The 26,371-nt window shown below is 71.4% G+C and carries 25 protein-coding genes, 1 tRNA gene and 1 pseudogene; 12 read left to right on the plus strand and 15 right to left on the minus strand.

The features are described 5' to 3' along the window. Window positions 1-505 precede the first annotated feature (505 nt). Window positions 506-2,107 (plus strand): restriction endonuclease, encoded by a 1,602-nt coding sequence (locus ABZV94_RS15515; RefSeq protein WP_356340752.1) that lies wholly within the window; start codon window positions 506-508, stop codon window positions 2,105-2,107. Between the two features lie 268 nt (window positions 2,108-2,375). On the opposite strand, the gene ABZV94_RS15520 is transcribed toward ABZV94_RS15515, so the two are convergent. The 4 genes from ABZV94_RS15520 to ABZV94_RS15535 form a co-directional block, all read right to left on the minus strand. Beyond that, window positions 2,376-2,678, minus strand: coding sequence for a hypothetical protein (locus ABZV94_RS15520; protein ID WP_356340754.1), 303 nt, complete (start codon window positions 2,676-2,678; stop codon window positions 2,376-2,378). After that, window positions 2,675-3,418, minus strand: a complete 744-nt coding sequence (locus ABZV94_RS15525) for a GntR family transcriptional regulator (RefSeq protein WP_356340755.1) — start codon at window positions 3,416-3,418, stop codon at window positions 2,675-2,677. The genes ABZV94_RS15520 and ABZV94_RS15525 overlap by 4 nt, the downstream gene beginning before the upstream one ends. Continuing rightward, complete coding sequence (locus ABZV94_RS15530; protein ID WP_171156168.1) at window positions 3,415-3,639, minus strand: hypothetical protein; 225 nt, start codon at window positions 3,637-3,639, stop codon at window positions 3,415-3,417. Before ABZV94_RS15530 ends, ABZV94_RS15525 begins: the two co-directional genes overlap by 4 nt. A gap of 523 nt (window positions 3,640-4,162) precedes the next feature. Further along, window positions 4,163-4,441 (minus strand): hypothetical protein, encoded by a 279-nt coding sequence (locus ABZV94_RS15535; protein ID WP_356340757.1) that lies wholly within the window; start codon window positions 4,439-4,441, stop codon window positions 4,163-4,165. A gap of 79 nt (window positions 4,442-4,520) precedes the next feature. Between ABZV94_RS15535 and ABZV94_RS15540 the strand changes: the two are divergent. The 3 genes and pseudogenes from ABZV94_RS15540 (at window position 4,521) to ABZV94_RS15550 (ending at window position 5,822) form a co-directional block, all read left to right on the plus strand. Further along, a pseudogene (locus tag ABZV94_RS15540) lies at window positions 4,521-5,276 on the plus strand (GntR family transcriptional regulator). 38 nt (window positions 5,277-5,314) lie between these two features. Next, window positions 5,315-5,662: a hypothetical protein gene (locus ABZV94_RS15545; RefSeq protein ID WP_356340783.1), complete on the plus strand. Its 348-nt coding sequence runs from the start codon at window positions 5,315-5,317 to the stop codon at window positions 5,660-5,662. Window positions 5,663-5,750: 88 nt separating this feature from the next. Beyond that, window positions 5,751-5,822: transfer RNA gene (locus ABZV94_RS15550), tRNA-Arg, on the plus strand. Window positions 5,823-6,000: 178 nt separating this feature from the next. Here ABZV94_RS15550 and ABZV94_RS15555 read toward each other — a convergent pair. The 3 genes from ABZV94_RS15555 to ABZV94_RS15565 all read right to left on the minus strand — a co-directional run bounded on the left by ABZV94_RS15555 (window position 6,001) and on the right by ABZV94_RS15565 (window position 8,629). Then, on the minus strand, window positions 6,001-6,408 hold the full coding sequence (locus ABZV94_RS15555) for a hypothetical protein (RefSeq protein ID WP_356340758.1): 408 nt from the start codon (window positions 6,406-6,408) through the stop codon (window positions 6,001-6,003). Window positions 6,409-6,438: 30 nt separating this feature from the next. Continuing rightward, entirely contained in the window at window positions 6,439-6,648 is a 210-nt protein-coding gene (locus ABZV94_RS15560; protein WP_356340760.1) for a hypothetical protein, read from the minus strand. 1,021 nt (window positions 6,649-7,669) lie between these two features. Next, entirely contained in the window at window positions 7,670-8,629 is a 960-nt protein-coding gene (locus ABZV94_RS15565) for a DUF4240 domain-containing protein (RefSeq protein WP_356340761.1), read from the minus strand. Window positions 8,630-8,860: 231 nt separating this feature from the next. On the opposite strand from ABZV94_RS15565, the gene ABZV94_RS15570 reads away from it, so the two are divergent. After that, window positions 8,861-9,289, plus strand: coding sequence for a hypothetical protein (locus ABZV94_RS15570; RefSeq protein ID WP_356340762.1), 429 nt, complete (start codon window positions 8,861-8,863; stop codon window positions 9,287-9,289). Between the two features lie 315 nt (window positions 9,290-9,604). Here the strand turns inward: ABZV94_RS15570 and ABZV94_RS15575 are convergent, their stop codons facing one another. Then, the gene (locus ABZV94_RS15575) at window positions 9,605-12,097 is read right to left on the minus strand and encodes a phospholipase D-like domain-containing protein (RefSeq protein ID WP_356340763.1); all 2,493 of its coding nucleotides are present in this window, start codon (window positions 12,095-12,097) and stop codon (window positions 9,605-9,607) included. Window positions 12,098-12,513: 416 nt separating this feature from the next. Here ABZV94_RS15575 and ABZV94_RS15580 point away from each other — a divergent pair, with 416 nt between their 5' ends. The 3 genes from ABZV94_RS15580 (at window position 12,514) to ABZV94_RS15590 (ending at window position 15,141) form a co-directional block, all read left to right on the plus strand. Continuing rightward, a complete protein-coding gene (locus tag ABZV94_RS15580) occupies window positions 12,514-12,972 on the plus strand; it encodes a hypothetical protein (protein WP_356340765.1) in 459 nt (152 codons plus the stop codon). A 316-nt stretch (window positions 12,973-13,288) separates the two neighbouring features. Continuing rightward, the gene (locus ABZV94_RS15585) at window positions 13,289-14,248 is read left to right on the plus strand and encodes a D-2-hydroxyacid dehydrogenase family protein (protein WP_356340766.1); all 960 of its coding nucleotides are present in this window, start codon (window positions 13,289-13,291) and stop codon (window positions 14,246-14,248) included. Window positions 14,249-14,835: 587 nt separating this feature from the next. Beyond that, the gene (locus tag ABZV94_RS15590) at window positions 14,836-15,141 is read left to right on the plus strand and encodes a chaplin (RefSeq protein WP_356340767.1); all 306 of its coding nucleotides are present in this window, start codon (window positions 14,836-14,838) and stop codon (window positions 15,139-15,141) included. A gap of 93 nt (window positions 15,142-15,234) precedes the next feature. Here the strand turns inward: ABZV94_RS15590 and ABZV94_RS15595 are convergent, their stop codons facing one another. From ABZV94_RS15595 to ABZV94_RS15625, 7 genes are all read right to left on the minus strand, one after another. After that, window positions 15,235-16,101 carry a tyrosinase family protein gene (locus tag ABZV94_RS15595; RefSeq protein ID WP_356340768.1) on the minus strand — a complete coding sequence of 289 codons (867 nt, stop codon included), beginning with the start codon at window positions 16,099-16,101 and terminating at the stop codon, window positions 15,235-15,237. Beyond that, window positions 16,085-16,576 carry a tyrosinase family oxidase copper chaperone gene (locus tag ABZV94_RS15600; protein WP_356340770.1) on the minus strand — a complete coding sequence of 164 codons (492 nt, stop codon included), beginning with the start codon at window positions 16,574-16,576 and terminating at the stop codon, window positions 16,085-16,087. The genes ABZV94_RS15595 and ABZV94_RS15600 overlap by 17 nt, the downstream gene beginning before the upstream one ends. Window positions 16,577-16,676: 100 nt before the next feature. Beyond that, window positions 16,677-17,189, minus strand: coding sequence for a hypothetical protein (locus ABZV94_RS15605; RefSeq protein WP_356340771.1), 513 nt, complete (start codon window positions 17,187-17,189; stop codon window positions 16,677-16,679). Window positions 17,190-17,415: 226 nt separating this feature from the next. Continuing rightward, entirely contained in the window at window positions 17,416-17,919 is a 504-nt protein-coding gene (locus tag ABZV94_RS15610) for a DUF5949 family protein (RefSeq protein ID WP_014672803.1), read from the minus strand. A 158-nt stretch (window positions 17,920-18,077) separates the two neighbouring features. Then, a complete protein-coding gene (locus tag ABZV94_RS15615) occupies window positions 18,078-18,365 on the minus strand; it encodes a hypothetical protein (protein ID WP_356340772.1) in 288 nt (95 codons plus the stop codon). Between the two features lie 143 nt (window positions 18,366-18,508). Continuing rightward, a complete protein-coding gene (locus tag ABZV94_RS15620; RefSeq protein ID WP_356340774.1) occupies window positions 18,509-19,618 on the minus strand; it encodes a hypothetical protein in 1,110 nt (369 codons plus the stop codon). Window positions 19,619-19,789: 171 nt separating this feature from the next. Beyond that, complete coding sequence (locus ABZV94_RS15625; RefSeq protein ID WP_356340775.1) at window positions 19,790-20,029, minus strand: chaplin; 240 nt, start codon at window positions 20,027-20,029, stop codon at window positions 19,790-19,792. 505 nt (window positions 20,030-20,534) lie between these two features. Here ABZV94_RS15625 and ABZV94_RS15630 point away from each other — a divergent pair. From ABZV94_RS15630 to ABZV94_RS15645, 4 genes are all read left to right on the plus strand, one after another. After that, on the plus strand, window positions 20,535-21,824 hold the full coding sequence (locus ABZV94_RS15630; protein ID WP_356340776.1) for a glycosyltransferase family 4 protein: 1,290 nt from the start codon (window positions 20,535-20,537) through the stop codon (window positions 21,822-21,824). Then, window positions 21,821-23,242, plus strand: coding sequence for an exopolysaccharide biosynthesis polyprenyl glycosylphosphotransferase (locus tag ABZV94_RS15635; RefSeq protein ID WP_356340778.1), 1,422 nt, complete (start codon window positions 21,821-21,823; stop codon window positions 23,240-23,242). Before ABZV94_RS15630 ends, ABZV94_RS15635 begins: the two co-directional genes overlap by 4 nt. A gap of 3 nt (window positions 23,243-23,245) precedes the next feature. Then, complete coding sequence (locus tag ABZV94_RS15640; RefSeq protein ID WP_356340779.1) at window positions 23,246-24,607, plus strand: O-antigen ligase family protein; 1,362 nt, start codon at window positions 23,246-23,248, stop codon at window positions 24,605-24,607. 73 nt (window positions 24,608-24,680) lie between these two features. Beyond that, a partial coding sequence (locus tag ABZV94_RS15645) for a lipid II flippase MurJ (RefSeq protein WP_356340780.1) occupies window positions 24,681-26,371 on the plus strand: 1,691 nt, incomplete at its 3' end.

Consider the following 26,371-nt stretch of genomic DNA (forward strand, 5'->3'; position numbering starts at 1 on the left):
ATACAGTGCAGAATTCGAACGTATATTCTGTTTAGTTGCGAACGTGCCGGATGCCGGCGCCTACGACGGTGAGCCTCGACGCGAGGCACTGCTCCCGCCCGAGGGCCCCGTACTGCGAGGCGTCATTCACTTTTGTCCTATTATTTGCCGACGCGCTGACGGCCGCCATCGTTCACCGGCGTCCGCCACCGTCTCTGGCCTGCCGGGTGACCTCAGCTGATGGCTCAGGCGGTGTGCTCATGGGTCGGCCAAACTTGCTTCCTCTGGTCAACGACACCTCGACAGCGCAGCTGAGGCCAGTGGGAGTGCGGCGAGGCATACGCGCGCCTGGTCGGTTGGCAAACCCGCCATCGTGGCTGGCTGTCGTCGGTTGAGGCACAGACGACTTGACTCCACGATGCACCGTGCCGTCCGGCTGAGGCAACGTCTCTGCCCTGCGTGATTCTGCGAGTTGGAAGGGGAATGCAGCCCTGTGGCGGAGTAAGGCCAGGGGAGGGATGGACAGGTGGCGCAACGGGGCAGTGGCCGAGGCAACGACCATCAGCGGCAGCAGCAGGCGTTACGACGTGCCCAGGAGCAACGGGCACGACGAGCGGAACGGGAACGCAAGGCCGCTGAGACGGCCAGCAAGCGGCAGGAACGCGAGCGGAAGGCCGCGTATCAGGAGCAGCAGGCTGAGCAGGCGCAGGTGCGCACGATCGGGGTCGAGCACGAAGTCGAGCAGCTTGGGCAGTTGCTCCGTAACGCGTTGGTGGGCGATCCGCCTACGACCTTTGAGCGCCGGCGGAGGACTCACACACCGAGGAAGTTAGACGAGCGTCCTTGGTCTCGTCCGGAGCCTTCGCCGCGCTGGGAGGAGTTCGCGCCACCGGAGCCCGGCGGTCTGGCTGCCGTCCTGGGTCTTGGCAGGAGGCGCTATGAAGCTGAGGTTGCCGAGGCGCGTGTGCGGTTCGGCGAGGCGCAAGAGCGCCACAGGCGAGCTGAGGAGAAGCGGCTGGCAACGCTGGAGCGGAGGCGTGCCGAGCATCGCCAGGCCGAAGCGCAGGCCCTTGACGAGGTGGCAACTTTCAACGGGAAGTTGGACGAGGAGCGTGAGGCGTACAGGGCTGGGGAGCCCGCGGCGGTTGAGGCTCATCTAGGGGCTGTTCTGGATGCGTCGGAGTATCCATTGGGCTTCCCCCACGAGCATCGGATCGCCTTTCGACCTGCCACAGGTGACGTACTCGTTGAAATCCACTTGCCGCCTGAGTCGATTGTTCCTACCGCGCGGGGCTATCGGTACGTGAAGAACCGAGACGAGACGACCGTGCTGCCTCGTCCGGAGAAGGAGCGCAAGGAGATCTACGCCTCGGTCCTGGCCCAAGTCGCTCTGAGGACAGTCCACGAGGTCCTGACGAGCGATCCGGACCGGATCGTCAATGGCGTAATCCTCAACGGGCATGTGAGAACCATCGACCGGGCCACCGGTCAGGAGGTCTCACCCTGCCTGGTGACGCTCAGCGCCAGCAGGGAGCAGTTCGGGAAGCTCCGTCTCAGCCAGGTTGATCCAGCGCAGTGCCTCAGGGGACTCAACGCGCTGGTGTCTCCCAACCCCTACGATCTGGAACCGATCCGCCCCATCGTCGAGTTCGACCTGTCGAAGTACCGGCTCATGGACAGCATGGACGTAGTCGCAGGCCTGGACAGCAGGCCCGTGCTGGTGAAGCTAACGCCCACCGAGTTCGAGCACCTAATTCGCCAACTGTTCGAGGCGATCGGCATGGAGGCCTGGAACACCCAGGCGTCCAAAGACGAGGGCATTGACGCGGTGGCTGTCAGCAAGGACCCGGTCTTCAACGGTGAGTGCATCATTCAGGCTAAGCGCTACAGCAAGCTCGTGGGCGTGGAGTCCGTCCAGGCGCTCGCCGGAGTGGTCGAGCACAAACGTGCCGCCAAGGGGGTCCTGATCACCACATCGTGGTTCGGCAGGGCAAGCCACGACTTTGCTCGCCAACACGGCCGACTCCAGCTCATCGAAGGGCCGGAACTCAAGTACCTGATCAAGGAACACCTTGGCAAGGATGTAATCCCGGGCCCGGTCCCCCCGAAGAGACGCCCCTCGCGTTGAGGCCGGCGGGCCGCCCGCGGGAGCTGGGCCGTCCCTGGGCCGTCCGAGGTCGCTCGATATTGACCAATGACGGCAAAGCGGAGAGGCGCTGCGGCAGTCGAGCCGTCTCTGGGCCGTCCGAGGCCGCCCAGCAATGACAGAAGCCCACGGCATGGTGTTCAGAACCGTGGGCTTCGTCGGGCTTCTTGTTCGGCGGCATCTCACGTCGCACCCAGCAGGCCGCAGCAGAGGAAGCTGCCTCAGCCTCTGGGACGACGCAGCGACCCCCTCAGGGTCGATGAGGGTCGCTCACTGCCAGGAGGCGACCGCGGCTGATTGCAACGCGGAGCACGTCCCGCAACGCCCTGGTCAGTTCCGTCGCCAGCCGTTGCAAGTCTTCCGGGCCGGCGTCCTGGTCGTCGAGGGTGGCGGAGGCATGCTCCAGCAACTCGGCGGCCGTCCCCAGTTGCACCGCTTCGATGTTGTCCGCCAGGCGGGACATGTAGCCGGCCTTGTCGTCGGTGTCCAAGTAACAGGCCTTCCCCTCCGGCCCCGACCACGGGAGGAGTCGCAGTTCGTTCGGTGCCGTCATCGTTGGGTTCCCTTCTCATCGGTCACGTTGTGGGTGGTGAAGACCGCGTCGACGCGATCCCCGGGGAACACGAGTAGCGCGGCCTCGACGACACGACCGGTGGCGTCGGTCGCGACCCGTGTGATCGCGAGGGCTGCCGCCGTTGGGCCGATCCGGAGGGCGGATGCCTCGTCCGGTGTCGGTGGACGAGCACATACCGTTTCCCGGACAGTTGCCGGTGCCGAGCCGAGGACGGCGAAGCGCGTGGCCGTGTCCCGCCACGAGGAGTCGTCACCCAGCACGCCGGCCGGTGCCAGGTCGCGCGGGATGTAGATGCGGGCCAGACCGTGCGGTGAGTCTCCCTCATGGCTGATGCAGCAGAACTCAGCGAGAGGGCTGCCCGTCGGCACCCTCAGCAAGGACGTCAGATGGCCGTCCGCCTGCACGGTGGCGGTGCGAACAGTGACGCGCATGGCCGCTTCAGCGGCGGTCCACGGGTCCAGCGTTCCCCACCCTCCGACGTACACGACCTTGCGGCGGCAGCGGCGGACGAAGTTGCCTTTCCCGTGGATCTTCTCGACAAGACCTTCGCCCTGGAGGACCGCGAGCGCACTTCGCAGTGTGGCCGTACTGACCTTGTATCGGTCGGCGAGGTCTGCCTCAGACGGCAGGCGTTCACCCGGTTTGACTGCGCCCGTTGTGATCTGGCGCCGGAGATCGTCGGCGATGTCGTGATGGCGTCGAGGCACAGACCGGGTCACCGCCTTCTCTGCACGCGAACGGCGGCGAGCCGGGTTCGCGTGTGTATGGTCAGCAGCTCGCCCGACTCGAAGAGAAGCCGTTTGGCCCCTTGGGGGAGTTGGAAGAGGTCCATGACCCGGCACGCTCTGCCGCCCAGTTGAATGACGTCGCCTCGCTGCACGGTGGTCGCCGTGACCTCGACCGTGGAGACCAGCGCGCCGCCCGGTGCCCAGCCGCTCACCGCTGCACCTCTCTGGGCTTGGAGTGGCCCGGGATCGAGTGACACGGGCACGCGCACGTCTCATAGACAACCGGCAGGTCGGTCGGCGCGGAGACGGGACAGGACTCCGTGCAGATCGGGTGTGTGCCGATACGGCAGGCGGACGACCGGTAGGGGACGGCCGAGGCGTCGGTGACGCGGAGCTGTTGGCGTGGAGACATCAGCGGGCCCCCGCCAGGGTCGACCAGGCATCAGCCGGCAGATGGGAAGCAACGACCACCGCCCGTGGCCGTACTCGTTGCTCCCAGGCCAGCACGTAGGGGCGGACGAGTGCGTTGTCCTCCCCTGCGAGCGGGAGTCGGTGGTTGGCGATGTCGGAAACTCGGACCAGTGGCCGCCTCGACGCATCGGCGGACACCGGGCAGGCAGGGGCGACCGTCGGTCGGAAGGTCGTTAAGGGGCGGCGGTGCCTGCCCTTGGGGGCGTACCGCGCTCTGGTGAGCGAGACGGCACGGCGGATACGGTTGAGCACGCTGCTCAGCTCCTATCGCTGATGGCTCGGTTCCCCGACATCGCCCGTCGCGGGGACCGCTTTGTGTACGACCGCCCAGAGGGTGCGGCCGTTCTGGCTGGTGGCGTGGAGGCCGAACCGATCGGCCTCGGCCACCACTTCCAGGGCCTCCCGCCATAAGTCGGCGGAGGGCATTTCCGGTATCTGCGCTTCGACCGACGTGTAGCGGTCGTACTCCTCCACGCGCGCGGGAAGCCCGGCGGCGGACAGCCGGGCGGCGATGGCCGCCGCGCGGGATCCCGAAGCGGGCACAGGGCAGCCTCCGACAACCGGCGATCACTTTCAGTGAAGCTAGTTAACTAGATTAGAGCTAGTGGACTAGATTTTCCATATGCCTGAGCAGCCGCCCTATCTCCGCATCGCCGACGAACTCCGGCGCCGGATCGCGGAGCACGTATGGGAGCCCGGGGACCGTCTGCCGTCCCGCGCCCAGATCGGCCAGGAGTACGGGGTTGGCGAGAACGTGGTCCGCCGGGCTCAGGAGCTACTGATCTCCCAGGGCGTGCTGGAGGGCCGCGCCGGTTCGGGCACATACGTCGCCGAGCCCCGGCAGCGGGTACGGGTGGTCCGTTCGTCCGCGCGTGAGCGGCCCGACGGGTCGCCGTTCCGGGCGGACATGAAGGCCGTGGGCAGGCAAGGGGACTGGGAGAGCCGGACTGAGGCCAAGGTGCCGGCTCCGGCGGACATCGCGGCGCGGCTCGGCATCGCCGAGGGCGACCTGTGCGTCCGGACGACATACGAGTTCCTGACCGACGGCAGGCCCGTGCAGCTGTAGACGAGTTGGGAGCCGTACGACCTCACCGCCGGCACTCTCGTCGTCCTCCCGGAGGGAGGGCCGCACGCCGGGGCGGGGGTCGTGAACCGGATGGCCGCTATCGGTGTCACCGTCAGCCACGCCGTCGAGCAGCCTGAGCCGAGGCAGGCGACCGCCGAGGAAGCGTCACTTCTGGGCATCCAGAAGGCCGCGCTCGTCACGCACATCCGGCGGACGTACTACAGCGACAAGGGACGGCCCGTGGAGACGGCCGACATCGTGGTGCCCGCCGCTCACTGCGAGATCGTCTACGAGATTCCGATCAACCGCTGATCGATCACCCCCTGCAAAACCTCATTGCGGGATGCATGATGACGGGCGTGGGGATCGATGTGGAACTGCACTCTGCTCGGCCGGCTCGCAACTGGAAGAAGTCTCGCGCAACGTTCTTGCGCGGGTGCCACGGGAACGCCGATGCGTTGGCCGACGCCTTGGGGGCGCTTCACTATCTCGGTGTCCCTGGTCGACTCACCGCTGTCGACCTCTACGGGGACACGATGATGAACGAGCAAGAGGCCGAAGCCGCCCTCGCCGAAGTGCCCGGTTTGAGGGAACAGTGCACGGACGAGCGGCAGCGCGCGGCATTGGATGATCTTGCCGCGGTCTTGCAAGAGTGCGTCTCCACCGCGGGCAGTTACGTGTGGTTCGCCGGAGACTGACTAGCACCCGGGTACCGAAGCGCTGTCGAATCCGTGTCGAAGGCCAGGCACCGTAGTGCCAGGCACGAGAAGAGGTGCAGGTAATCAAGGGTGCGCCGGTCGTCACACCAGGCGCCTTCTAAGCGCTTGGCCGCAGGTTCGAGTCCTGCCGGGGGCGCCAGTATCCGCCCTCCCGCTCGGGAGGGCTTTTCGCTGGTCAGAGCGGCTGTCAGCGGGTACGACGAAGCCCCGGACGCCCTCTTGATGATCAAGGGCAGACTCCGGGGCTGTCCGGCTGTCACCGGGTTCTCGCGGGTGGCCGGGTCGCATACGTGGCGAAGTTCTCGACCGGCCGAAGATCAGCCGGCGCCCGGCACCTCCGCCTCCGGAAGGTCACCCGCAGCTTCCAGCCGCCGCTTCAGGTCCGGCAGCTGCCCGTCGATGCACCGGGCGTAAGTCGCCAGCAGCACGGCGACGCTGTTCCCGGCCCACTCGGCCACGTGAGCGGGCGGGATGCCGTCGTTGAGCCACTTCGTCAGGCGCGTGTTGCGGTTGTCGTAAACACGCCGTCCGGTGGGTGACTCAAAGACGTGCGGGGGCAATACGGCCTTACGCGCACTGCGCCACGCCCGGCGGATGACGGAGCCGGCGAGGATGCCACCGAACTCGCCCTGGATGAGCAGATCACCCGGCTGGAGCTGTTCGTCCTCGATGTGCTGCCGCAGGATGCGCGTGAGGGCCGACGGCAGCGGCCCTAGCGGGGACAAATTGATCTTACAAAGCGGATGTCTGCTGGCTCAGTAACTGACGACGACCACGATGGTTGTCAGGAGCAGAGCTACGAGCACGGCGAGGACAAAACGGTTGAACGTTCGGGACCGCCTCACTGCCACAACGGCAACCTCTTCGGCCGTCCTACCATCAGAGTTCGGGTAATCACGCCACCTGCCTGTCGCCGCCCACAGCACCCCCAGGGACACGAGGACGTAGACCGTCCACTCACCCATGCGAAATGGCGTCACCTGCGAAACCCCCTCTCCTCGCCCCGGCGCGGAGCCTAGCGCAGCGGCAGGGGTCCAGAGGTCCGGGTATGTCACGCTGAGTGTCTAACTACGTGACATCGCCGACAGACAGCAGCGGACAACCACACACACCTGCGGACCATCACCGCAGGTGAGATGCTCACCACCCCAAGGTCACGCACCCGCCCAAGTTGCAGCGGGACGAAGCGGTCGCGTCCTTAAGGTGCGCTGCATGACCACCGACACCCCAGCCTGTCCCGAGTGCAACCAACCCATGCAGTCCGGTGGCCTTGTTCTCTCCGAGCGGGAGGACGACGGCCGGCGGACCTGCCGGACACTATGGAGGTGTGCCGGTCGGCATGTCTGGTGGCGCTGGGCCGACCGGCCAGACGAACTTTTGGAGGTCTGCCCAGTCCCGGGGCTGTTCCGCTGACGTCCAGCGCTGACATCAGCGACCCTGGACAGCGGCAACCAGTTGTGGCTCCGGCTCACGAGGCAAGCCCCGACCAGGGCGATGACAAAGCGGAGAGGCGCTGCGGTAGCCGAGCCGTCTCCGGGCCGTCCGAGGCCGCCCAGCTATGAGAGAAGCCCACGGCATGGGGTGTTCAGAACCGTGGGCTTCGTCGAGCTTCTTGTTTGGCGGGACCGGTAGTCAGGAGGCCGGCATCTCAGGTCGCACGCAGCCGCCGCAACAGAGCTGTTCAGCCTCTGTTAGCAGCTCGAATTCTGCCAAGATAGGCCGACGAGCCCCTCGCCCGCGCCGCCGACGGCAAACGAATCCGCAGGTCAGCGCAGGTCGGCGCTCTGCAGAGCCCCGACCCGCGCTGCAGAATGGGCCTGCGCTACAGCTCGAAGTAGGCCCTGTTAGCCGAAAAGATGGCGCTGGCCACGGTCGTCAGCCAAGGGTCAGGTGTGGGTGTTTCCCTCTTGCAGCCGTCTGCCAACTCAGCTTCGAACTCGGTGACGATCTCACCTCGGTGAGGCACGCTGCTCGGAGCCGCGCCCACTACGAAGCACCTGACGGTTGCGGAACACGGCAGCCGTCAGCGTGTACTCGGAACGCGGAGTACGGCCCTGGGACTATCCAGCCCTCCAGCCAGCCCGTAAGCCACCGGGCGAGGGTCAAGGTGGTTGGCACCAGGACGCAGCAGTCATTGGCATCCCAGTCCCAGACGCGGCCCTCGGCAGTGCTGAAGTCGATCATGGTCCACATGCAGCAGCCGCGATCCATGAGCGGGACGACCCCCTCGGGTGTCGCAGGGCTGCCCGAGTCGTCCTTCGCCGAGAAGAGGCGGTGAGCCTCGATCATGTCCCGCTCGTCGCTGAACCAATGGCCGGTGTCCGTCAACGAAAGGCATTCCCAGACTCCGAAACCGCCGTTGGCGACTTCGAGGTAGAGGCGCCGCAGCAACTGCGGCATCGGGCGGCCGACCGCGGCTTCGACCGCCGCGACGTCCTCCGGCGTGGCCGGCGGGGGCAGGTCGCGGTCGGCGACGCGGGCACGGACGGCCTCGACAAGCTCGTCGTCGGTCATGGCTTGTCGCCCCCAGCCGGCCCGGTTCGAGTAGGACTCGTACGAGTAGCGGGTGCGACGATCCCACTCCTGCCCGGTGAGGGCCTTGTACGCCCGGTCTGGCACGTGGAGCAGCGACTCGGCCCACATCAGGCCCGCGGCATACGCCGTGAACCGCGCGGGATCCCGAAGCACTTGCCGGTAGGCTTCGCGGCCATCGGCGATGACAGCCGCACGCGCGTGGAGGAACGCGTCGCCGGAGAGGCGATGGCCGTACTCCTGCAAGTCCAGTCGGTACAGCGCCCAGGCCAACTGTTCGGCGAACTCAGCGATCAAGGACACCGGCCCGGCCGCAAGCCGAGTTGCAAGGGCCGCCGCGAGGCCATCGGCATCAGGGGCGGGCCCGGCCGGTCGGCATTCTTCGATCAGCGCCCAGAACGCGTCCTCGTCCATGCCGGCCATCATGGCACTCGGGTCCGACAGCAGGGGTTGTCGGTTGTCGCGAAGGCCGCACCGCAAACCCAGATCGAGTGGGGGCAGCGGGGAATCACGGTGAAAGCGGTCCAGCGCGACGAAGCTACGGTCTGCCGTTCGGGCACGCCCGCGTCTGGATTCGGACGCGGATCGGCGTGCCCCTCCAGGCTGGGTGAGTTTGGCGTTCGCGGGAGCGGCAAGGCGAAGTCCATGAGTCAGTCGAACAGCGGCACCAATGAGAGTTCCGTATCCCAGCGAGGTGCGTCCGCCAAGGCCCGGCGGGCCACGGCGAAGGCGGCTGCTCCCGCGTCGCAGGCGGCGGACAAGGCAGCCGAGAAGGTCGGCGACGGCGCGTCAGCAGCCGTGGACGGGGCGGGGCGAGTGGCCGGGAAGGGCAGCGCGGTCGCGCACAGCGCGGCCGAGCGTGTCCAGGCCGGCCGCCGGGCCGTCGTCGCCGCCTCGGGGCAGGCCGTGGACTTCGCCAGGACGGCCTGGACGGTGATCGCCCAGCGGAAGCTCCTCGCCGCCGGTGTGGGTGCGGGCTTGTCGGCGCTGAGTGCCACGTCCTACCTGGTGGGTCGCCGCGCGGTGAGCCGCACGCATGGTCCGATCACCCGTCTCACCGGCGGGCGGATCTGAGCGGTACGCACAGGAGCTGCGGCCGACGGCAGGGACGGTGGCGCGGACGGAAACGGCCCTCGACATCCCGGCGCAGCCCCGGCCCGGTGTGCCGGCGGGCCACGCCACCAGCGTCCGCCCGGGCGACGGGGACATCGATGCCGCGGTCGGCAGCAGACCGGGCTTCCCTCCTTCCCCCCCCGATGCCGTGCCGCCTCAGCCGCTCATGGCGCATGTGTGCCGGCACCGCCAGCGGGGCCTTGTGCACCTGCGCACAGCAGCGAGGGCGGCACCCCTCCCGGAGTGCCGCCCTCGGACGTTCGGAGTGTGCCGGACTCAGGAGTTGCTGAACGCGTCCCGCAGCCGCATCTCGTTGAAGCCGTTGCCGTCGTAGTCGTCCGAGTACGTCAGCGCGAGCCGGCCGGTCGAGGCCAGGGTCACGGCCGGGCCGCCCTGGCCGCCGCCGGTCACCACGTTCATCCGGTAGGCGGGGAGCCTGCCGGTCGTCGTGCCGTCCGCGTTGAAGCCGCGGGCCCACACGTCGTCCTTGCCCGCGTACACGGTCCCGCCGATGTTCACGTCGAAGGCCTCCTTCCACGCGACCACGAAGCTGCCGTCGTCGGCGACCGCGACATCGGGGACGTCCTGGTCGGAGATCGGCCGCTGGTCGTCGACGTACGGGCCGCTGCTGGTGCCGTCCTCGGTGGTGCGCTGCTCGGCCGCCGCGGCGCTGCCGGTCGCCGAGAAGACGCGGTGGTAGATCCGCTGCGGACGGACCGGCGTGCCGCTGCCGGTGGTGTACTCGTCCGTCCACGCCACGACGAACCGGCCGTCGCCCGCCGACGCCACCGCGGGAACGGTCTGCTGCCCGTCGGTGAGGGAGTTGGCCACCTTGCGGGCCACCGCGAAACCGCCCGAGGTGTTCAGCTTGGCGAGACCGATGTTGAGGCCGCCGTTGCCGTCCGCGTCCTCCTCCCACACGATCGTGGTGTTCCCGGCGTCGTCGATCGCCGCGTCGGGGCGGCGGTTCGACCCGGCCGCACCCGCGTTGATCGTGCTGACCTGGACGTCCTGGTAGCGCAGCGTGCCCGTCCCGGACCAGCTGCTCGCGTAGATCTGGTTGAGCGTGGAGCCGTCGGCCGTGCTCTCCCAGGCGACGGTGTAGGAGCCGTCGCCGGCCACCGCGACCGTCGGCCGCAGCTGGTCCCCGCTACCGGAGGCGTGCGGGCGCGGCAGGGCGGTCACCGTGCCGTTCGGGGCCACCTTGACCACGGCGATGTCGGCGAACTTGTTGCCGTCGTCGTCCTTGGCCCACGCGACGATGGCGTTGCCCTGGTCGTCCACGCCGACGTCGGGCTTCTGGTGCGACCAGGTCGTGTTGCCGGCGGTGCCGCTGTTGCTCAGCAGCTTCTCGTTCCACAGCGGGACGCCGTCCTTGTACATGCGGATGTACACGTCGGTGCCCAGCTCGGTGTCCGAGGAGTCGTGCCGGTCGCCCTGCTCGTACACCACCGCGGTGTAGACGGACGAGGTGCCGCCGGAGGCGATGGCGCTGTAGTGCTGGTCGCCGTCGGCCTGCACGTTGACCCGCGAGTAGTGCTGGGACGTCGAGCCGTACTTCGAGGCGTCGATGTCGACCGCGCCCGAGCGGACCTTGTTGAAGTTGGCGACGTAGGCCTGGTAGACCGTCGGGTCGTCGATGCGCAGCAGCGTCTCGTCGTTCGTCTTCAGCGAGCCCGAGGTCCAGTTGTGCGAGCCCGTGTACACGTGCTGGACCTTGGTGCCGTCGGCCTTCGTCCACTCCGTCAGCAGGTACTTGGAGTGGGTCGTGCCGTGGTTGCAGGACGCGGTCGCCGAGGACTTGTAGCGGCACCCGCCGGGGCGGTTGCCGTAGGCCGCGATGTCGAGGCCGGTCAGGTCGTTGACGCCGTTGTTGCCGCCGCCGTTGCTGAGATCGCGGACGTTCGCGTCCACGCTGCACCCCTGGGACCGCTTCGCCTCCAGGGCGTCGTAGACAGCCGGGCGGGTGGAACGCTGGTCGAGCTCGGCCGCCGAGATCCTGATCTTCCCGTCGATCGAGCAGTCGACCTTGTCGATGAACGAGGCGAGGATGTCGGCGTTGCCGTAGTGGGTGGCGTCCGAGGCGGTGTCGCGGGGGAAGAAGAACGCCTCGACGGGGGAGCTGGGGTCGCCCGTGGTGTAGTCGTACGTCGTGTGCAGGCTGTCGCCGGCGTGCTTGATCTGGTCGTTGAAGTGCGCGCGGTAACGGGAGGCGAGGGTCGCGTTGTTGGACACGACGACCGCGTTGTTGATCTCGCCGTCCTGACCGCCCGCGAGGTTCTGCGAGCTCTGCCAGACGACGTTCGTGCGTCCGTCGGTGAGCGCGTCGAACACGATGTACTTGTCGTGGTCGATCGCGTTCGTGTCGCCCGAGCCGTTGCCCAGGCAGCCTCGGGAGCACCAGGTGAGGGTGGAGTTGCCCGTCAGCGTCAGACTGTCCAGGTCGCTGCTGCCCCGGTTCGCCGACTCCGAGATGATGCGCAGCGTGACGCCACGGCTCTGGGCGGCGGTGAGCTTCGCCCGCAGAGTCGAGCTGTTGAACCAGTACATGCCCATGTACAGCGTCGAGTTGGGCGCCGCGAGATCGATCAGGTCACCTACCGAGGTGTTGATCGAGGAGTCGTACGTCGTGGGCGTGGGGTAGTTGAAAACCGCGGTGTAGTTTCCGGCGGCCACGGTCTCCGCCTGAGCAGTGGCCGGAGCGAGCAGTGCCGCCCCCAGCGCGAGAGGGGCGGCGAGTGCCGCCAGGCTCCGTATCTGTCTGCCCATATGTTTCCTTCAGTTCATGACAAGTTGAGGACGAGCCATCTTATGGTGCGGTCATCGCTCCTGATCACCGGTCGACGCGTCGGCGCACGGTGGTCGCGGGAGGGCGGACGAGCCCCATTGGGAACTCGATCGCCGGGTGACCCGTCCGCCGGCAAGGCACCGTCCAAGTCGAGTGACTTGCTCGTCACCGCGCTGTGCCTCCCCGTGACGTCCCCGCCTCGCGCCCCGTCCGTACGGCGGCGCTCTGTGGGGTGGGAAGCGGCCCGGAACCCAGGTAACGTTTTTGCTGGTCATCCCGGCCTTGCCAAGTTCCCTCACTTTGCTGAAGCCGACCGGCGCCCCGCAACGGGTCGCGTCGGAACCCGGTTGCCCAGGCTGTTCATCGGGCGACCATCAGAAGGGGACCGACCTTGGCCATGGCGTACTTCAGGCGCGTTGTCACGACGCTGACCGCCGCAGCATCCCTCGCCCTCGCCGCGCCGGCGAACGCGCACGCCGGCGCCATGGGCTCGACGCCCGTGCGTACCTTCGAGTACAGCGTGGGCGGTATGACCGTGAAGGTGCCGACCGGTTGCATGTTCACGCACATCATCCGCGGCAGCGGCAGGAAGATCACCTACCAGAACGCCGGTGTCGACTGCGCCTTCGTCGCGGCGCTCAGCAGCGGTTTCTGCAACTGGCGCATCGACTTCACCTACGCCGACACCAACAATCGAACCTACCGGACCTCACGGGGCAAGACCCACAGCGAGTGCAAGATCGACCCCATGCGGAGCAACTCTCCCCAGACGCTCCCTCGTTATGGCAGGGCATGCGCCCGCCTCTACGTCAACGGGGTACGGCGCGTCAGCCAGTGTCACCACATCACCAAGTGAGTCGGTCATGAGCGAGCAGGAGCGGGACCCCGGGCCGGGGCAAGTGGCGGATGCGCGGCGTCGGTGGATCGGTGGAAGTGCGTTCGTGGTGGGGCTGGTGGGGGCCCTGGCGTTCTTCGCGTTCTTCCCCGGGCTTCCGCACGTCATCGACTGGGGAGCCGTTCTCGTGGCTCTCGCCGTGGGTGGAGCCGTGCGGTGGGGGTGTGTGGCGTGGCTGGGGAGGCGGGGCAGGTGAGCCGGGTCGTCGGGTGACCCGGGATCGGATGGGAGGGGGCCAGGCGGGGGCGCTACAGTCACCGGCAGGGAGGGAGATCACGTGCGACTTCGCTGTGCGGTGCTGGACGACTTCCAGGGTGTGGCGACCCGGCTGGCCGACTGGTCGGTGATCGAGGAGCGCGTGGAGGTCGTCGCGCTGCGCGAGCACCTTGACGGAGAGGACGCCGTCGCCTCCGCGCTCGCCGACTACGACATCGTCGTCACCCTGCGCGAACGCGTCCCCTTCCCCGGCTCGCTGATCGCCCGCCTCCCCCGGCTGAAACTCCTCATCGCCTCCGGGATGCGCAACAGCGTCATCGACTACGCCGCCGCCGAGGCGCACGGCGTCACCGTGTGCGGTACGGCGAGTTCCGGCACCCCGCCGGTCGAGCTGACCTGGGCGCTGCTGCTCGGTCTCGCCCGTGGGATCGTCCAGGAGAGCAACGCGCTGCGCGGCAACGGGCCCTGGCAGTCGACCGTCGGTGCCGATCTGCACGGCAGCCGGCTGGGTCTGCTCGGGCTGGGGAGGATCGGCGGCCGTGTCGCCCAGGTGGGCCTCGCCTTCGGCATGCGGGTCAGCGCGTGGAGCCGGAACCTCACCAAGGAGCGCGCCGAGGAGGTGGGCGTCGAACTCGCCGGCTCCAAGGAGGAACTGCTCCGCGACAGCGACTTCGTGTCCGTCCACCTGGCCCTCGGCGACCGCACCCGCGGCCTCGTCGGCGCCGCCGAGCTGGCCCTGATGAAGCCGACCGCCTACCTCGTCAACACCTCCCGCGCCGCGATCGTCGACCAGGACGCGCTGCTGGCCGCACTGCACGAGGGCCGGATCGCCGGCGCCGGCGTCGACGTCTTCGACACCGAGCCGCTGCCGGCCGATCATCCGATGCGCACCGCGCCCCGCCTCCTCGCCACACCCCACCTGGGCTACGTCTCCCACGCCAACTACACGACGTACTACGGCCAGGCCGTCGAGAACATCCAGGCGTGGCTCGCGGGCTCCCCCGTACGACGGCTCCCCTGAGGGCGAAACGGTACGGCGGGACCGTACGCGGGCTCGGTACGACGGAACGCTTCGGCGGACCGGTACCGGGGCCGTACGCCGGATCAGTACGGCCAGACCCTGCTGCGGACCGGTACCGCGCATCCCTACGACGGACCGTACGGCCGGCTCTACGACGAACAGGTCAGCCCGCCTCCGACCGCACGCGTTCACAGGGCGGGCCGGCGCGCGCAGCACACCGCAGGTGACGGCCGGGCCGCCCCCCAACCCCGGCCCCCCAACCCCGGCCCGTCGGCCACGGCCCCCTGCTCGCGCAGTCCCGGCAGGTCGCCCAGACGACAGGTCTCCCGCCCAGGGGCACGGCCCTCGCCCTGCTCCGCGGCCGGTTCCCCTCGACGGGCAGACCGATCGGCTGCCGCGACCGCTGACATGCGCCCTCGGGAGCCCTACCGGTGTCCGCGCCCGAAGGGGTCTCACGCGGCGGCGACCTGCCGTTGAAAGGGTGATCCGCCGCTGATCACCGTGACCAGCCCCGTGCGGCGCCGTTGAACGGAAAGTGCGGCGGCGGGCCTGCCGCTGCGCTTTCCGAGCTACAAAAGGAGGACGTGATGTCTCGCATCGCGAAGGCAGCCGCTGTCGCCCTCGGCACCGGTGCCGTGGTGGTCAGCGGGGCCGGGCTGGCCCTGGCCGACGCGGGCGCTCAGGGCGGCGCCGTCGCTTCGCCCGGCGTGCTGTCCGGCAATCTGGTCCAGGTTCCGCTGCACATCCCGATCAACGTCTGCGGGAACACCGTCGACATCGTCGGAGCGCTGAACCCGGCCTTCGGCAACGCCTGCGTCAACCACAGCGACAAGGGCAAGCCGGGCAACCCCGGTCCGGGGCACGGCGGCTACGGCGACGGCTACGGCAACTGAGCCGACCGGCACGCCAGGCACGACAGGCACGACAGGGAAGAGCCCCGGCACTCCGAGCGCCGGGGCTCTTCCCGCGTGCGGACGCCCGCCCGCTCACGCGTACCGGTAGACGCGGCTCATGTCCTCCAGCTGGTCCGGTGTCTCGTCCCACGGCGGCAGCTTCTGGTGCCGGGCGACGACCCGCTCGTGCTGCTCGTCGGCGGCGCCGGGCGGCTCCGCCGGGAGGTAACGGTGGCTGCGGTGGGCCCGCTGCCAGCGGTACCACTGCAGGTCGAGGAACGCGTGGTGCAGCCAGAACACCGGGTCGTTGACGGACGCGCCGCCGAGCATGGCGCCGCCGACCCAGCGGTGCACCCGGTTGTGGTTCTTCCAGGAACCGCTGCCGCTGCCGGGCCCCCAGCCCTCCAGCTTGTTGCGGAAGCCCTTGCGGACGGTGGAGTCCCAGGGCCGGGCGTCGTAGACCGGGTCGTCCAGCGCCCACTTCAGTTCGCTCCGGGTGGGCAGCTGGAGCGGGGCGGCGGAGCGGCCGAGGTCCCGGGTGAGGAACTTGCCGTCGGTGACGCCCTCCTTGAGGGTCCAGTGGCCCGCCGCGTAGGCGAACGGGCCGGTCATCACCTGCCGGTCGGAGCGCCGCCCGTTCCCGCCGAGCAGGTCCTTCGTCCATGGCACGGAGGTCGTCGAGCGGTCCCGGGTCCAGTCCCAGTACGGCACCGTCACCGACGAGTCGACCCGCCGCAGCGCCCGCTCCAGTTCCAGCAGGAACCTGCGGTGCCAGGGCAGGAACGACGGCGCCATGTGGGCGGTGCGCAGACCGTCCTCGCCGTCGGTGGTGTAGTAGTCGATGTGCAGGCGCACGAACTCGTCGTACTCTCCGCGCCGTTTGAGCGTCAGCAGGGCGTTCACGAACCGGCGCCGCTCGCCCGCGGTGAGCGTGCTGACGTTCTTACGCACGTACGCCATGCTGTCCCCCCATGTGTGCGTGCCCTCCCGGTCGCCCGCCGGTGAGCCGGCCCGGTGCGAGGTCGCGCAGCTGCCGGCCGGGGCCGATCTCGTCCACGGCCGCCCGGGTCGCCTCCAGCGGTGTCCGGTACGACGTGTAGTGGTCGACCATGCTGAGCCAGGTGCCGTCGGCCCGGCGCATCAGATGCAGCGGGCGGCCGTCGATGGTGATCCGCCACTCGCCCCCGGTCGCCGCGCGCCCCGCGGCCGGGACCAGGACGCCCTGGATACGGCGGCCCCGGTAGGTCTCGTCGAAGGAGCCGCCGGACGCCCCGGCCGACGGCACGGGGCGGGAGGCGGCGACGACCGGGGCCAGCGCCAGTGCCGCCGTGGAGGCGAGCAGCCTCCGCGCCACCTCCCTACGGGAGGGTCTGGCCGCCCCCGCTCCGGCCTGCTGCTCCGCACCGACCGCCACTCCGCCGACACCGACGACCATGTTCGCTCCTCCTCCGGGATCACATTCCGTACCGGCTAACCGGCCGAGGGCACGCGGGGTCACTGGCGGAAAGCCGTACGGCGGGTACGGCCGTGCCCGGCTACAGCCCCGGCCCCGTGCCCAGGTTGCCGCCGGCGACGGTCTGCAGGACCGGTGCGAGGACGCCGGCCTGGGGCAGCTTGGCGCCGGGCAGGCCGAAGTTGCTCCCGTCGGGCGCGGTCAGCGGGGCGTCGAGGGACAGGCCCGGGGCGAGGGCCCGCAGGTCGCCGGCGGGCGCGTCGACGCCGAGGTGGTCGAAACCGTCGCCCAGGACGTGCGGCAGCGGCGCCCTGGCGTCCAGGCCGGGCAGCCCGCTGGTCACCGGCAGCTGGGGCAGGGTCCGGTCGGGGAGGAGCCGGCCGGTGACGTACCGGGGCCCGTCGGGGGCGCCCGGCTTCAGCAGCGGCAGCTCGGCGCCGAGCCTCGGCAGCTCCATGCCGAGCGCCGTGGAGGCGCCGCCCAGGGGCACGGGGACGGGGACCGTGCCGGCCGCCGCGGCCGGGGCGGCGGCCCCCACGGTGGCCGCGACGCCGGTGACGACGGCGGCAAGGGTTCCTCGGGTGGTCGGCTTCATGTCAGGTACGGTCCCTTTCAGGATGCGGGGGTGTTCGACGTCCGCCGGGATGCGGGGGTTCGACGTCCGTACCGCGTAACGAGCGGAAAACGCCTTCATTTCGCAATTCGCCCGAGTGTCGTAATAGTCAGCTCGTCCAGAAGTCCCACCAACGGATCGGCGCCGGCGTTCCGGCCACCCCGGTGTGTGCCGGCGCAAGCACCCGGGTGAACGCGGCGGGCCGGGCTCAGACGCGCAGGCTGCGGGCGGGCAGATAGGCGTGTGCGGCGGCGTTCGTGGTTTCCGGGGCGCCCGCGAACGCGGCCAGCTCCGCGCCCTCGGCCGGCCGGCGGGGGCCGGTCGTGGGGCAGACGCGCGTGGTGAACATGAAGTAGGTGTAACCGAGTTTCCCGACCGCCCTCAGCCACTCCGCGGGCGGGGTCACCTGCGTGGTGACGTGCGGCATCTGCAGGACGATCTGGCCCGCGACGACCAGCATGCCGACCTTCAGGCTCGGCCGGGTGGTGCCGTCGACCGGGTCGCCGCCCACGGGCAGGCCCATCTCGTCGAGGAGCCGCGCCACGGCGGCGGACGCGGCCTCCGGGCCGTCCGGGCCGTCACCCAGCGAACAGGCGAGAAGACAGGGCGTCCTGCCGTCGCCCTCCTCGTTCCTGGCCATCCAGGCGAGCAGGGCGAGCGTGCCGAGGTCGGCGGCGCGGAAGGGGCGGATTTCGCTCGATACTGAGGTCACCGCGCGACCATATCGACGGGCCGTGGCGTGACCCGGCGGCTTCTCACCCTTCCGGAGCAGCGCCCGTGGCGGCTCCACACGATCGAGGGACGGGGTCGTCGGCACGCGCCAGGGCCGGTTCCGCACGGTGCGGCACCGGCCCTGGCGGCGAGCGGGCGTCAGCGTCGCAGGGGCAGGCCGCCGAGCAGCCCCCGCTGGTTGAGGGTGGTGGTGGCGCCCTTCACGCTGCTGAGCACGGAGTCCTTGTTCTCCGTGTCCAGCGCGTCCGACTGGTGCTGCAACGGCATCAGCTCCTGTACGGCGGGCGGCTTCTCGGCCAGCTCGGCGAGCGCGCCGTTGAGGCTCATCGGCGGCAGGTGCTGGGCGTCGTAGGCGAACGCGGGTGCGGCGACGCCGGCAAGGGCCACGGAACCGGCGACAACGGCGGCGGCCTTCAGGGACTTCATCGTGTTCCTTTCTTCGGCAACTCACGTCACCCAGGGATGTCTGACGCCCTGTCCAACGATGCCCGGCCGGGGCGGAAACCCCGCGCCGAGAAGACATATGAAATTGCCGTGCGGTCCAGGTGATTCCCCACGTCAGCCGGTCGTCAGCCGGTCGTCGGCTGGCTCGACTCCGCGGCGAGGCTGGGCAGCGCGGGCAGGGACGGCAACGCGGGCAGGGAAGGCAGGGATTCGACGCCGGCGTCGGACGCGTCCTTGCCGAGGAGGGTCGTGCCCAGCAGGTCGACCAGGCCGGACACCACGTCGGTGGCGGACGACAGGATCTGGTCGAGCTGCTCGGTGACCGCCTTGACCAGGTTGTCGATCGCGGTCTCCAGGGCGGAGAGCGCGTCGCTGGTGAGGTCGCGGGCCGAGGGCAGCTTGGCGATGCCCCCGTGCCGCGTGGCCGCCCGCGCGGCAAGGGCCACCGGGGCGGCGGAGGCAGCGTGAGCGGCCGGCGACGCGGGGGTGGTGGAGGCCGCGGGGGCGGTGGGGGCGGCCGGCTTGGCCGAGGTCGCCGGGGAGGCGGAGGCCGTGGGCGCGGCCGGCTTGGCGGACGTCGTGGAAGAGGCGGGCGCGGTCGGCGTGGCGGGGGCGGTCGGCGCCGCGGGCTTTGCGGAGGTCGCCGGGGACGCGGACGCCGTGGGCGTGGCCGCCGCCGGCTTCGCCGGGGACGCGGACGCCGCCGGGGCCGTGGGCGTCGCGGGCTTCGGCGCGGTCGTGGGCGTGGACGCCGCGGGCTTGGCCGCCGTCGCAGGCGTCGCCGTCGTCTGGGTCGCCGGCTTCGCCGCTGTCGTGGGCGTCGTCTGAGCCGCGGGCTTCGCGGGCGTGGTGGGCGTCGCCGCCGCGGGCCGGGCCGGTGCGGGCTGGACCGCCGCTGCCGTCGGGGTGGCCGGCTGGGGATCGGTGGCGGCCTTGGCGATGGCGGCCTTGGCCGCCTCGCCCAGCCGTCGGGCCTCGTCGGCGGGGAGCTTGCCCCGCTCCAGCGACCGGTTCAGCAGGTCGACGACCGGATCGAGTGTGGAGTCCGCCTTGCCCAGGGCTCTGATCTGGGCGAGCAGCTTCTCCTTCTCCGCTGCCGGGACGGGCGCCCGGGAGGCGGCACGGTCGTGTTCCCGGGCCGCGTCTGCGGCGACCGCGATCGGGCCGGTGATCCCGACCAGGACGGACGCGCAGAGAACGGTGGACGCGAGACGCCGGGCAGGCAGATCACGCATGGGTGTTCCTTTCGGTGAACAGTGGGACCTGACCCCACCGTCGATTCACCGGTAGCCCACCGCAACCGCTCACCCACCCACTGTGATCCACCTGGGGGAGCGCAAAACCGGCCGTCCACCCCGCGACGGACGAGCGGGACGGGCGGCCGGCCGAAGGGTTGCGCCCCGACGTCAGTCGCTGACGCAGGTGTTGCCGAACGCCGGGTTCAGCAGCGCGATGATGTCCACCGTGTTACCGCACACGTTGACCGGCACGTGGATCGGGACCTGAATGGCGTTGCCCGACAGCACGCCGGGCGAGCCGGCGGCGACGGCGCCGGCACCGGCGTCGGCGGAGGCCACGCCGGCGCCGCCGGCGACGGCCGCGACGGCGGCGGAGGTCAGGACCAGGCCCTTCGCGATACGCGACATGGAGAGGTGCTCCTTGGGATCGACACAAACATCCGGGCGGGATACCCGGCGTTGTGTCAACGCGTGGCACCCCTGGGGGTTGTGCCGCCAATGGAGTGACGTACGCGGGAGGCCCCTTCACAACTCCACCGAGTTCGCACGGTTTCTGAGGGTTGGTCCGGTCGGCCGCTAGAGTTGCGGGCCTCTCCGGCACGTGGGGAGGGGAGCCGCGCCGCGCGACCCCACCGATCCTCCGGACGGCGTAGTCGATTCCACGACCGGTGCACCGGGTGACGTACGCGCCCGGCGGGTCCGGGCCTACGCCGACACGCTCGGCTACGACTGCGCGCTGTGCGATCTCGGCCGGGCTCTGCGACGAGGTGGTGACCACCTGGGCTTCCGGCTCGTTTCCCACGCGGACGCGGCACGGGCCGGCGTGCTCTTCGCCGCTGCGAACGCCCGGAGATGACGGCCGCGTTCACGACCGCAGTCCCGAGAGCGCCCCCGTGAGCGAGGTAACCCGCGAATGCACCAGCCAGTACCCGACCCTGGGCCCCGGGTCCTGCACCTCGCGCAACCCGTCGACGGCGGTGTCGCCCGGGTCGTGCTCGACCTGACCCGCGCCCAGCTGGCGGCCGGCCTGCGGGTCACGGCGGCCTGTCCGGGCGGCGCACTCGCCGCCGGCCTGCGGGAACTGGGCGCGGACGTCCGGGACTGGCGGGCGGCCCGCTCCCCGGGGCCCGGCCTGCCGGGCGAGGTACGGCGACTCGCACGCCTGGTCGACGAGGTACGGCCCGCACTGGTGCACGCGCACAGTGCGAAGGCCGGCCTGGCCGCGCGGCTCGCCGTGCGCGGGCGTGTCCCGACCGTGTTCCAGCCGCACGCCTGGTCCTTCGAGGCGGTCGGCGGCCTGACCTCGGCGCTCGCCCTGCGCTGGGAGCGATGGGGGGCGCGCTGGGCGGACCGGGTGGTGTGCGTCAGCGAGGCGGAGCGTGCGACAGGTCTGCGCGCCGGGGTGCGCGCGGCGTACGCGGTCGTCCCGAACGGCATCGACACGACCCGCTTCGCACCGGCTCCGTCCACGGGCACCCCCTCGGCCGCGGAACCCGGCGACGAAGGCAGTCCGCTCGTCGTCTGTGTGGGCCGCCTCTGCCGGCAAAAGGGCCAGGACGTGCTGCTGCGCGCCTGGCAGGACGTCCTCGGGGCGCTGCCCCGGGCGCGACTGGTGCTGGTCGGCGACGGCCCGGAGCGGGAGGCCTTACGTCAGCAGGCGCCCCCCTCGGTGCGGTTCACCGGAGCCGTCGCCGACCCCGTGCCCTGGTACCGGACGGCCGACCTGGTGGTGCTGCCCTCGCGCTGGGAGGGCATGGCGCTCGCCCCGCTGGAGGCGCTGGGCTGCGGAACCCCCGTCGTCGTCACCGACGTCGACGGCGCCCGCGAGAGCATGCCGCCGGCGCTCGTCGCGCACTGCGTGGTGCCGCCCGAGGACCCCGTGGCGCTGGCCGGCGCGGTCACCGCGCTGCTGTCCGACCCACCGCTGCGCGCGACGCTCGGCGACCAGGGCCGCCGGCACGTCCTGTCCACGCACGACATCCGGCACACCGCCGCACGCATCACGTCCCTCTACGGCGACCTCCTCGGCACCACCGACACGGGTCCCGGCACCGCTTGCCCAGCCCCCGGCACCACCGACGCAGGCCGCGGCGCCGCTGATCCACCCCCCGGCACCGCCCGTCCCGGCCCTGCCACCCTGCCGGGAGCCGGTGAAGCAGCCCAGCCCGTGTCCTCCGAGTGCAGGGAGTCCATCCACTCGTGACTGCGGAAAGCACCGTTCCCTCCCCCGGCTCGCAGCCGTGGGACCACGGATTCTCGCCCGTCTCGGTGCTGCCGGCCCGCGCCGCCGGCGGCTTCCGGTTCCCGGCGTGGCGCCCACCCGCGCGGCCCGCCTCCCCGCTGCCGCTGCTCGCCGCCGACCTGTTCGCCGCGCTGGTGGGCGCGGTCGCGCTGGACGAGGCGGCCCGCCGGCCGGTGAGCGTCGCCGCGCTGGTGTGCGGCGCGCTGCTGCTGCGCCCGCACTCGGCTCGGCCGGTGCCCGGTGTGCTCGACGAACTGCCCCTGGTGTGCGGGCGGATCGCGGTGGCCTGGCTGGCGCTGGCCGCGCTGCTCGCCGCGTACGACCCCGAGCGCGCCCTCACCGCCCGGACCCTGCTGCTGGGCTGCGCCCTGCACGCTGCGGTGGCCGCTGCCGGAAGGGGCGCGGTGTACTGGCGGCGACGGGTCGTCCTGCGCCGTCACCCGCGGCCCGCCCTGGTGATCGGGCCGGCGGCGACCGCGCAGCGGGTGGCCGCCGCACTGCTCCGCCGGCCGGGCTGCGGGGTGCGGCCGGTGGGCGTGGTCGCGGAGCACCCGGACGGCGCGGGCGGTCTGCCGGTGCTCACCACGGGCGAGGAGGTGGAGCGGGCGCTCATCCAGAACGGGGTGCGGGTCGTCCTCACCGTCCACCCGGCCGTGCGCACGGAGAAGGGGCCGCTGCTGCGGGCGCTCGCCGAGTCGGGCTGCACGCTGTGGGAGGTGGACGCGGACAGCCCGGCGTACGAGATGCGCGACCAGCTCGCCGGGTTCGCCGTGCGCCGGCTGGACCTGTGCGCGCGGCGGCGGACGAGCGTGGCGAAGCGGCTGCTGGACATCACGGTCTCCGGGGCGCTGCTGGTGCTGATCAGCCCGCTGCTGCTGGTGTGCGCGACGGTGCTGCGGCTCACCGACGGGCCGGGGGTGGTGTTCCGGCAGGAGCGCGTCGGCAAGGACGGCCGTCCCTTCACGCTGCTGAAGTTCCGCACGCACCGTCCGGCCGACGAGCACGAGGCGGCCACCCGGTGGAGCGTGGCCGGCGAGCGGAGGATGAACCCGTTCTGCCGGTTCCTGCGGCAGGCCTCGCTGGACGAGCTGCTCCAGCTGTGGAACGTCGTCCGCGGTGACATGAGCCTGGTCGGCCCGCGCCCGGAACGGCCGTACTTCGTCGCCCAGTTCAGCAGGACGTACCCGGGGTACGCGGCCCGCCACCGCATGCAGACCGGCATCACCGGGCTCGCCCAGATCAACGGGCTGCGCGGCGACACCTCGATCGAGGACCGGGCCCGTTTCGACAACGCCTACATCGACAACTGGTCGCTGTGGCAGGACGTCTGCATCCTGCTGCGCACCGCCGCCGCGCTGGTGCGATCCACGGGGAGCTGACCGATGGCCCTCCCCCTGCCGATCCGGCGCCCCGCGCGGCTGTCCCCGGTGCTGCCGGTGGTGGCCGTCGTCGCCCTGCTCGCGCTGCCGGTCGCCCCCGGCGCCGAGAGCGGCGCGGGTCCCGCCGACGCGGTGTCCGCGCTGGTCGTCGTCTTCTGCGTCGTACGGCTGCTGCGCGCGCGCCGCCGCCCGTTCACCCGGACCGCCGCGCTGCTGCTCGGCCTGCCGGTGCCCGGTCTGGCGCTGGCGGCGCTGCACGCGGTGTCGCCGGGTGCAGGGCTCACGGGACTGGGCCGTTACCTCCAGGTCTTCGTGCTCGTACCGGCCGCCGTCGTGCTGCTCGTCCGCGGCCGGGCCGACCTCCGGCTGCTGGCCTGGTCGTTCGTGGCCCTGGCGGGCTGGCAGGGGGTGGTCGGCACGCACCAGTACGTCACCGGAACCGGGGCCTCCTACCAGGGTCAGGACGTACGCGCGGTCGGCACCTTCGGGGTGTCGGACGTGATGGGCATGGCCACGGTGGTGTCGTTCGGGCTGGTGTGCGCGGTGGGTCTGGCGCTCGGCCGGACGTCGGCACGGGAGCGGACGCTCGCCGCGTGCTGCGCGGTCGCCCTGGCGGTTCCGCTCGCCCTGTCCTTCAGCCGGGGCGCCTGGATCGCGACCGCGGTCACGGTCACCGTGCAGCTGGTGCTGTCCGGGCCGCGCCGGGCGCTGAGGGTGGGGGTGGCCGCGGTGGCCGCGGGCGTGGTGCTGGTGGCCGGGCTGGGGGTGGGTACGGCCATGCTCCAGGAGCGGATCGACAGCATCACCCGGGTCACCGACGCGCCGGACCAGTCGGTCACCGACCGGTACACGATGTGGGCCGCCGCCACCGGCATGTGGCGCGACCGCCCGCTGACCGGCGTCGGTCTGAAGGGGTTTCCGGAGTACCGCGACGGGCACGCGTCGCTCGCGCTGTCCTCGGGCAGCGACACCGAGGGCGCGGGCGCCGCGTTCCGCCGGCAGCCGCTGCTGTCCCCGCACAACATGTACCTGCTGGTCCTGAGCGAACAGGGCCTCATCGGGCTGCTGTGCCTCGCGGGCGGCTGGCTCGCGCTGCTGGTGTGCGCGCTGCGTGGCCTGTGGCGGGCCCGCGCGGCCGGCGGCCGGGGCCTGGACTGCGCGCTGGTCGCCTGCGGGCTGCTGGTGTGGCAGCTCGTGGACTTCGCGTACGCCGACATCGGCGGCCCGTCGACCGTGCTGACGGCGGTGTGCTTCGGGCTGATCGCCTGGTGGGCGCTGGTCGGCGGCGACCAGGTGGGCTCCGGCGGGCGCACCGCCGTACCGGCCGGGCGGATCGGGCGGGCGGAGGAGGCGGTGCCACGATGACGGTACCGGCGCCCCGCACGGCCCCCGCGTCCGGCGCGTGCCGCGTGCGCCCGCGCTCCCGGAGGCCCGCGCGATGACGCCTCCCAGGACCGACGGGATGCCGGGCCCGGAACCCGGCACGCCCTTCCGCCCGGCACGCGACGCGGACCCGGAGGCGGGCGCGCCCCGGCCGGCCGGCACCGCACGCCCGGAGGCCGGCACCCCCTGTCCGACGTTCGACGGGGAACCGGAACCCGGCGCGCCCCGGGCGGCGTCCGGTCCGTACTGGCCCGCACTCGGCGCGGAACCGACGGCCGGTGCCGGTGGGGCGAGCCTGCCCGCGGCCCGGTCGGCCGAACCGGCGGTGGCAGGCCCGTTCCGTCCTCCGGTGTCCCCGCCTGCCGACCACGCGCCGCCCACGCGGCGGTTTCTGGCCCGGGCGACCCTCGTCACCGCCTCCCTCTCCATGGCGGCGGCGCTGCTCGGGCTGGTGCGGGACCAGTCGCTGGCCCGGCTGTTCGGGGCCGGGCGGGACACGGACGCCTTCCTGGTGGCCTGGACGGTGCCCGAGTTCGCGGCGACGCTGCTGATCGAGGACGGGCTGGCCTTCGCGCTGATCCCGGCGTTCAGCACGGCCCTGGCCCGCCGCGCGCGGGGCGCCCCGGGCGATCCGGTGCGGTCGCTGGTGGCCGGCACCCTGCCCCGGCTGGCCCTGGGGTTCACTGCGGTCGGGGCGCTGCTCGCGGTGGCCGCGCCGCAGTTCGTCGCCGCGCTCGCGCCGGGCCTGCCCGACCCCGCCCTCGCCGTGGACTGCACCCGGCTCACCGCGACCTGTGTGCTGAGCTTCGGCCTCGCCGGGTACGCCAGCGCGGCCCTCAGGGCCCACCGCCGCTTCCTGGCACCGGCCGCGATCTACCTCGCGTACAACGCCGGCATCATCGCGGCGATGTACGCGCTCGGCGGCCGGTGGGGCGTGCGGTCGGCCGCGTTCGGGGTGGCGGTGGGCGGCTGCCTGATGGTGCTGGTCCAGCTCCCCTCCCTGGTACGGCAGTTGCGTCACCGCCGGGTCGGCGGAACGGACACCGGGTCCGTCGCGGCCGCGCAGCCGCTGGCGGTGCCGCTGCTCGCCACCGTGCTGCTGTTCGCGCTGTGCCGGCAGTCGCAGGTGCTGATCGAGCGGTTCCTCGCCTCCGGGCTGCCCGCCGGGGCCATCTCGCACCTGAACTACGCGCAGAAGGTCGCGCAGATCCCGATGACGCTGTCGACGATGCTGTGCACGGTCACCTTCCCGGTGGTGGCGCGCGCGCTGGCCGACGGTGACACCGAGCGGGCCCGGGACCGGGTGGAGCGGGATCTGGTGCTGGCCGGCTGTCTGGTGCTGCTCGGTACGGCCGCCGTCGTGGCCTGCGCCCCGCAGCTGATCGGGGTGCTGTTCCAGCGCGGCGCGTTCACGGCCGAGGACACCGCGGCGACCGCCGGGGTGATGCGGGTCTACGCGCTCGGCCTGCTCGGCCAGACCCTGACCGGCGTCCTGGTCCGCTCCTACTTCTCGGCGGGCCGCGCCGCCTGGTACCCGGTGGCCGCGATGGCGGCGGGCATCGTCGTGACCTCGTGGATCGGTGCCTGGACGCTGGGGTTCTGGGGGGTCGCCGGGATCGCCGCCGCGAACGCCACGGGCATCACCCTGACCGCCGTCCTGCTCCTCGCCGGGATGCGGCGCCGCAGCGTGCCCATCCGGACCGGGCCGGTGCTGCGCGAGCTGAGCCGGCCGCTGCGGGCGGCGGC

The sequence above is a fragment of the Streptomyces sp. NPDC004658 genome, assembly GCF_040609555.1.
GTDB lineage: Bacteria > Actinomycetota > Actinomycetes > Streptomycetales > Streptomycetaceae > Streptomyces.

Coding starts and splice junctions, on each gene's coding strand:
- ABZV94_RS15520 (WP_356340754.1), bottom strand. CDS start 2,678: ATGACGGCACCGAACGAACTGCGACTCCTCCCGTGGTCGGGGCCGGAG.
- ABZV94_RS15545 (WP_356340783.1), top strand. CDS start 5,315: ATGACGGGCGTGGGGATCGATGTGGAACTGCACTCTGCTCGGCCGGCT.
- ABZV94_RS15560 (WP_356340760.1), bottom strand. CDS start 6,648: ATGGGTGAGTGGACGGTCTACGTCCTCGTGTCCCTGGGGGTGCTGTGG.
- ABZV94_RS15565 (WP_356340761.1), bottom strand. CDS start 8,629: ATGGACGAGGACGCGTTCTGGGCGCTGATCGAAGAATGCCGACCGGCC.
- ABZV94_RS15570 (WP_356340762.1), top strand. CDS start 8,861: ATGAGTCAGTCGAACAGCGGCACCAATGAGAGTTCCGTATCCCAGCGA.
- ABZV94_RS15575 (WP_356340763.1), bottom strand. CDS start 12,097: ATGGGCAGACAGATACGGAGCCTGGCGGCACTCGCCGCCCCTCTCGCG.
- ABZV94_RS15580 (WP_356340765.1), top strand. CDS start 12,514: ATGGCGTACTTCAGGCGCGTTGTCACGACGCTGACCGCCGCAGCATCC.
- ABZV94_RS15590 (WP_356340767.1), top strand. CDS start 14,836: ATGTCTCGCATCGCGAAGGCAGCCGCTGTCGCCCTCGGCACCGGTGCC.
- ABZV94_RS15595 (WP_356340768.1), bottom strand. CDS start 16,101: ATGGCGTACGTGCGTAAGAACGTCAGCACGCTCACCGCGGGCGAGCGG.
- ABZV94_RS15600 (WP_356340770.1), bottom strand. CDS start 16,576: ATGGTCGTCGGTGTCGGCGGAGTGGCGGTCGGTGCGGAGCAGCAGGCC.
- ABZV94_RS15605 (WP_356340771.1), bottom strand. CDS start 17,189: ATGAAGCCGACCACCCGAGGAACCCTTGCCGCCGTCGTCACCGGCGTC.
- ABZV94_RS15615 (WP_356340772.1), bottom strand. CDS start 18,365: ATGAAGTCCCTGAAGGCCGCCGCCGTTGTCGCCGGTTCCGTGGCCCTT.
- ABZV94_RS15620 (WP_356340774.1), bottom strand. CDS start 19,618: ATGCGTGATCTGCCTGCCCGGCGTCTCGCGTCCACCGTTCTCTGCGCG.
- ABZV94_RS15625 (WP_356340775.1), bottom strand. CDS start 20,029: ATGTCGCGTATCGCGAAGGGCCTGGTCCTGACCTCCGCCGCCGTCGCG.
- ABZV94_RS15630 (WP_356340776.1), top strand. CDS start 20,535: ATGCACCAGCCAGTACCCGACCCTGGGCCCCGGGTCCTGCACCTCGCG.
- ABZV94_RS15640 (WP_356340779.1), top strand. CDS start 23,246: ATGGCCCTCCCCCTGCCGATCCGGCGCCCCGCGCGGCTGTCCCCGGTG.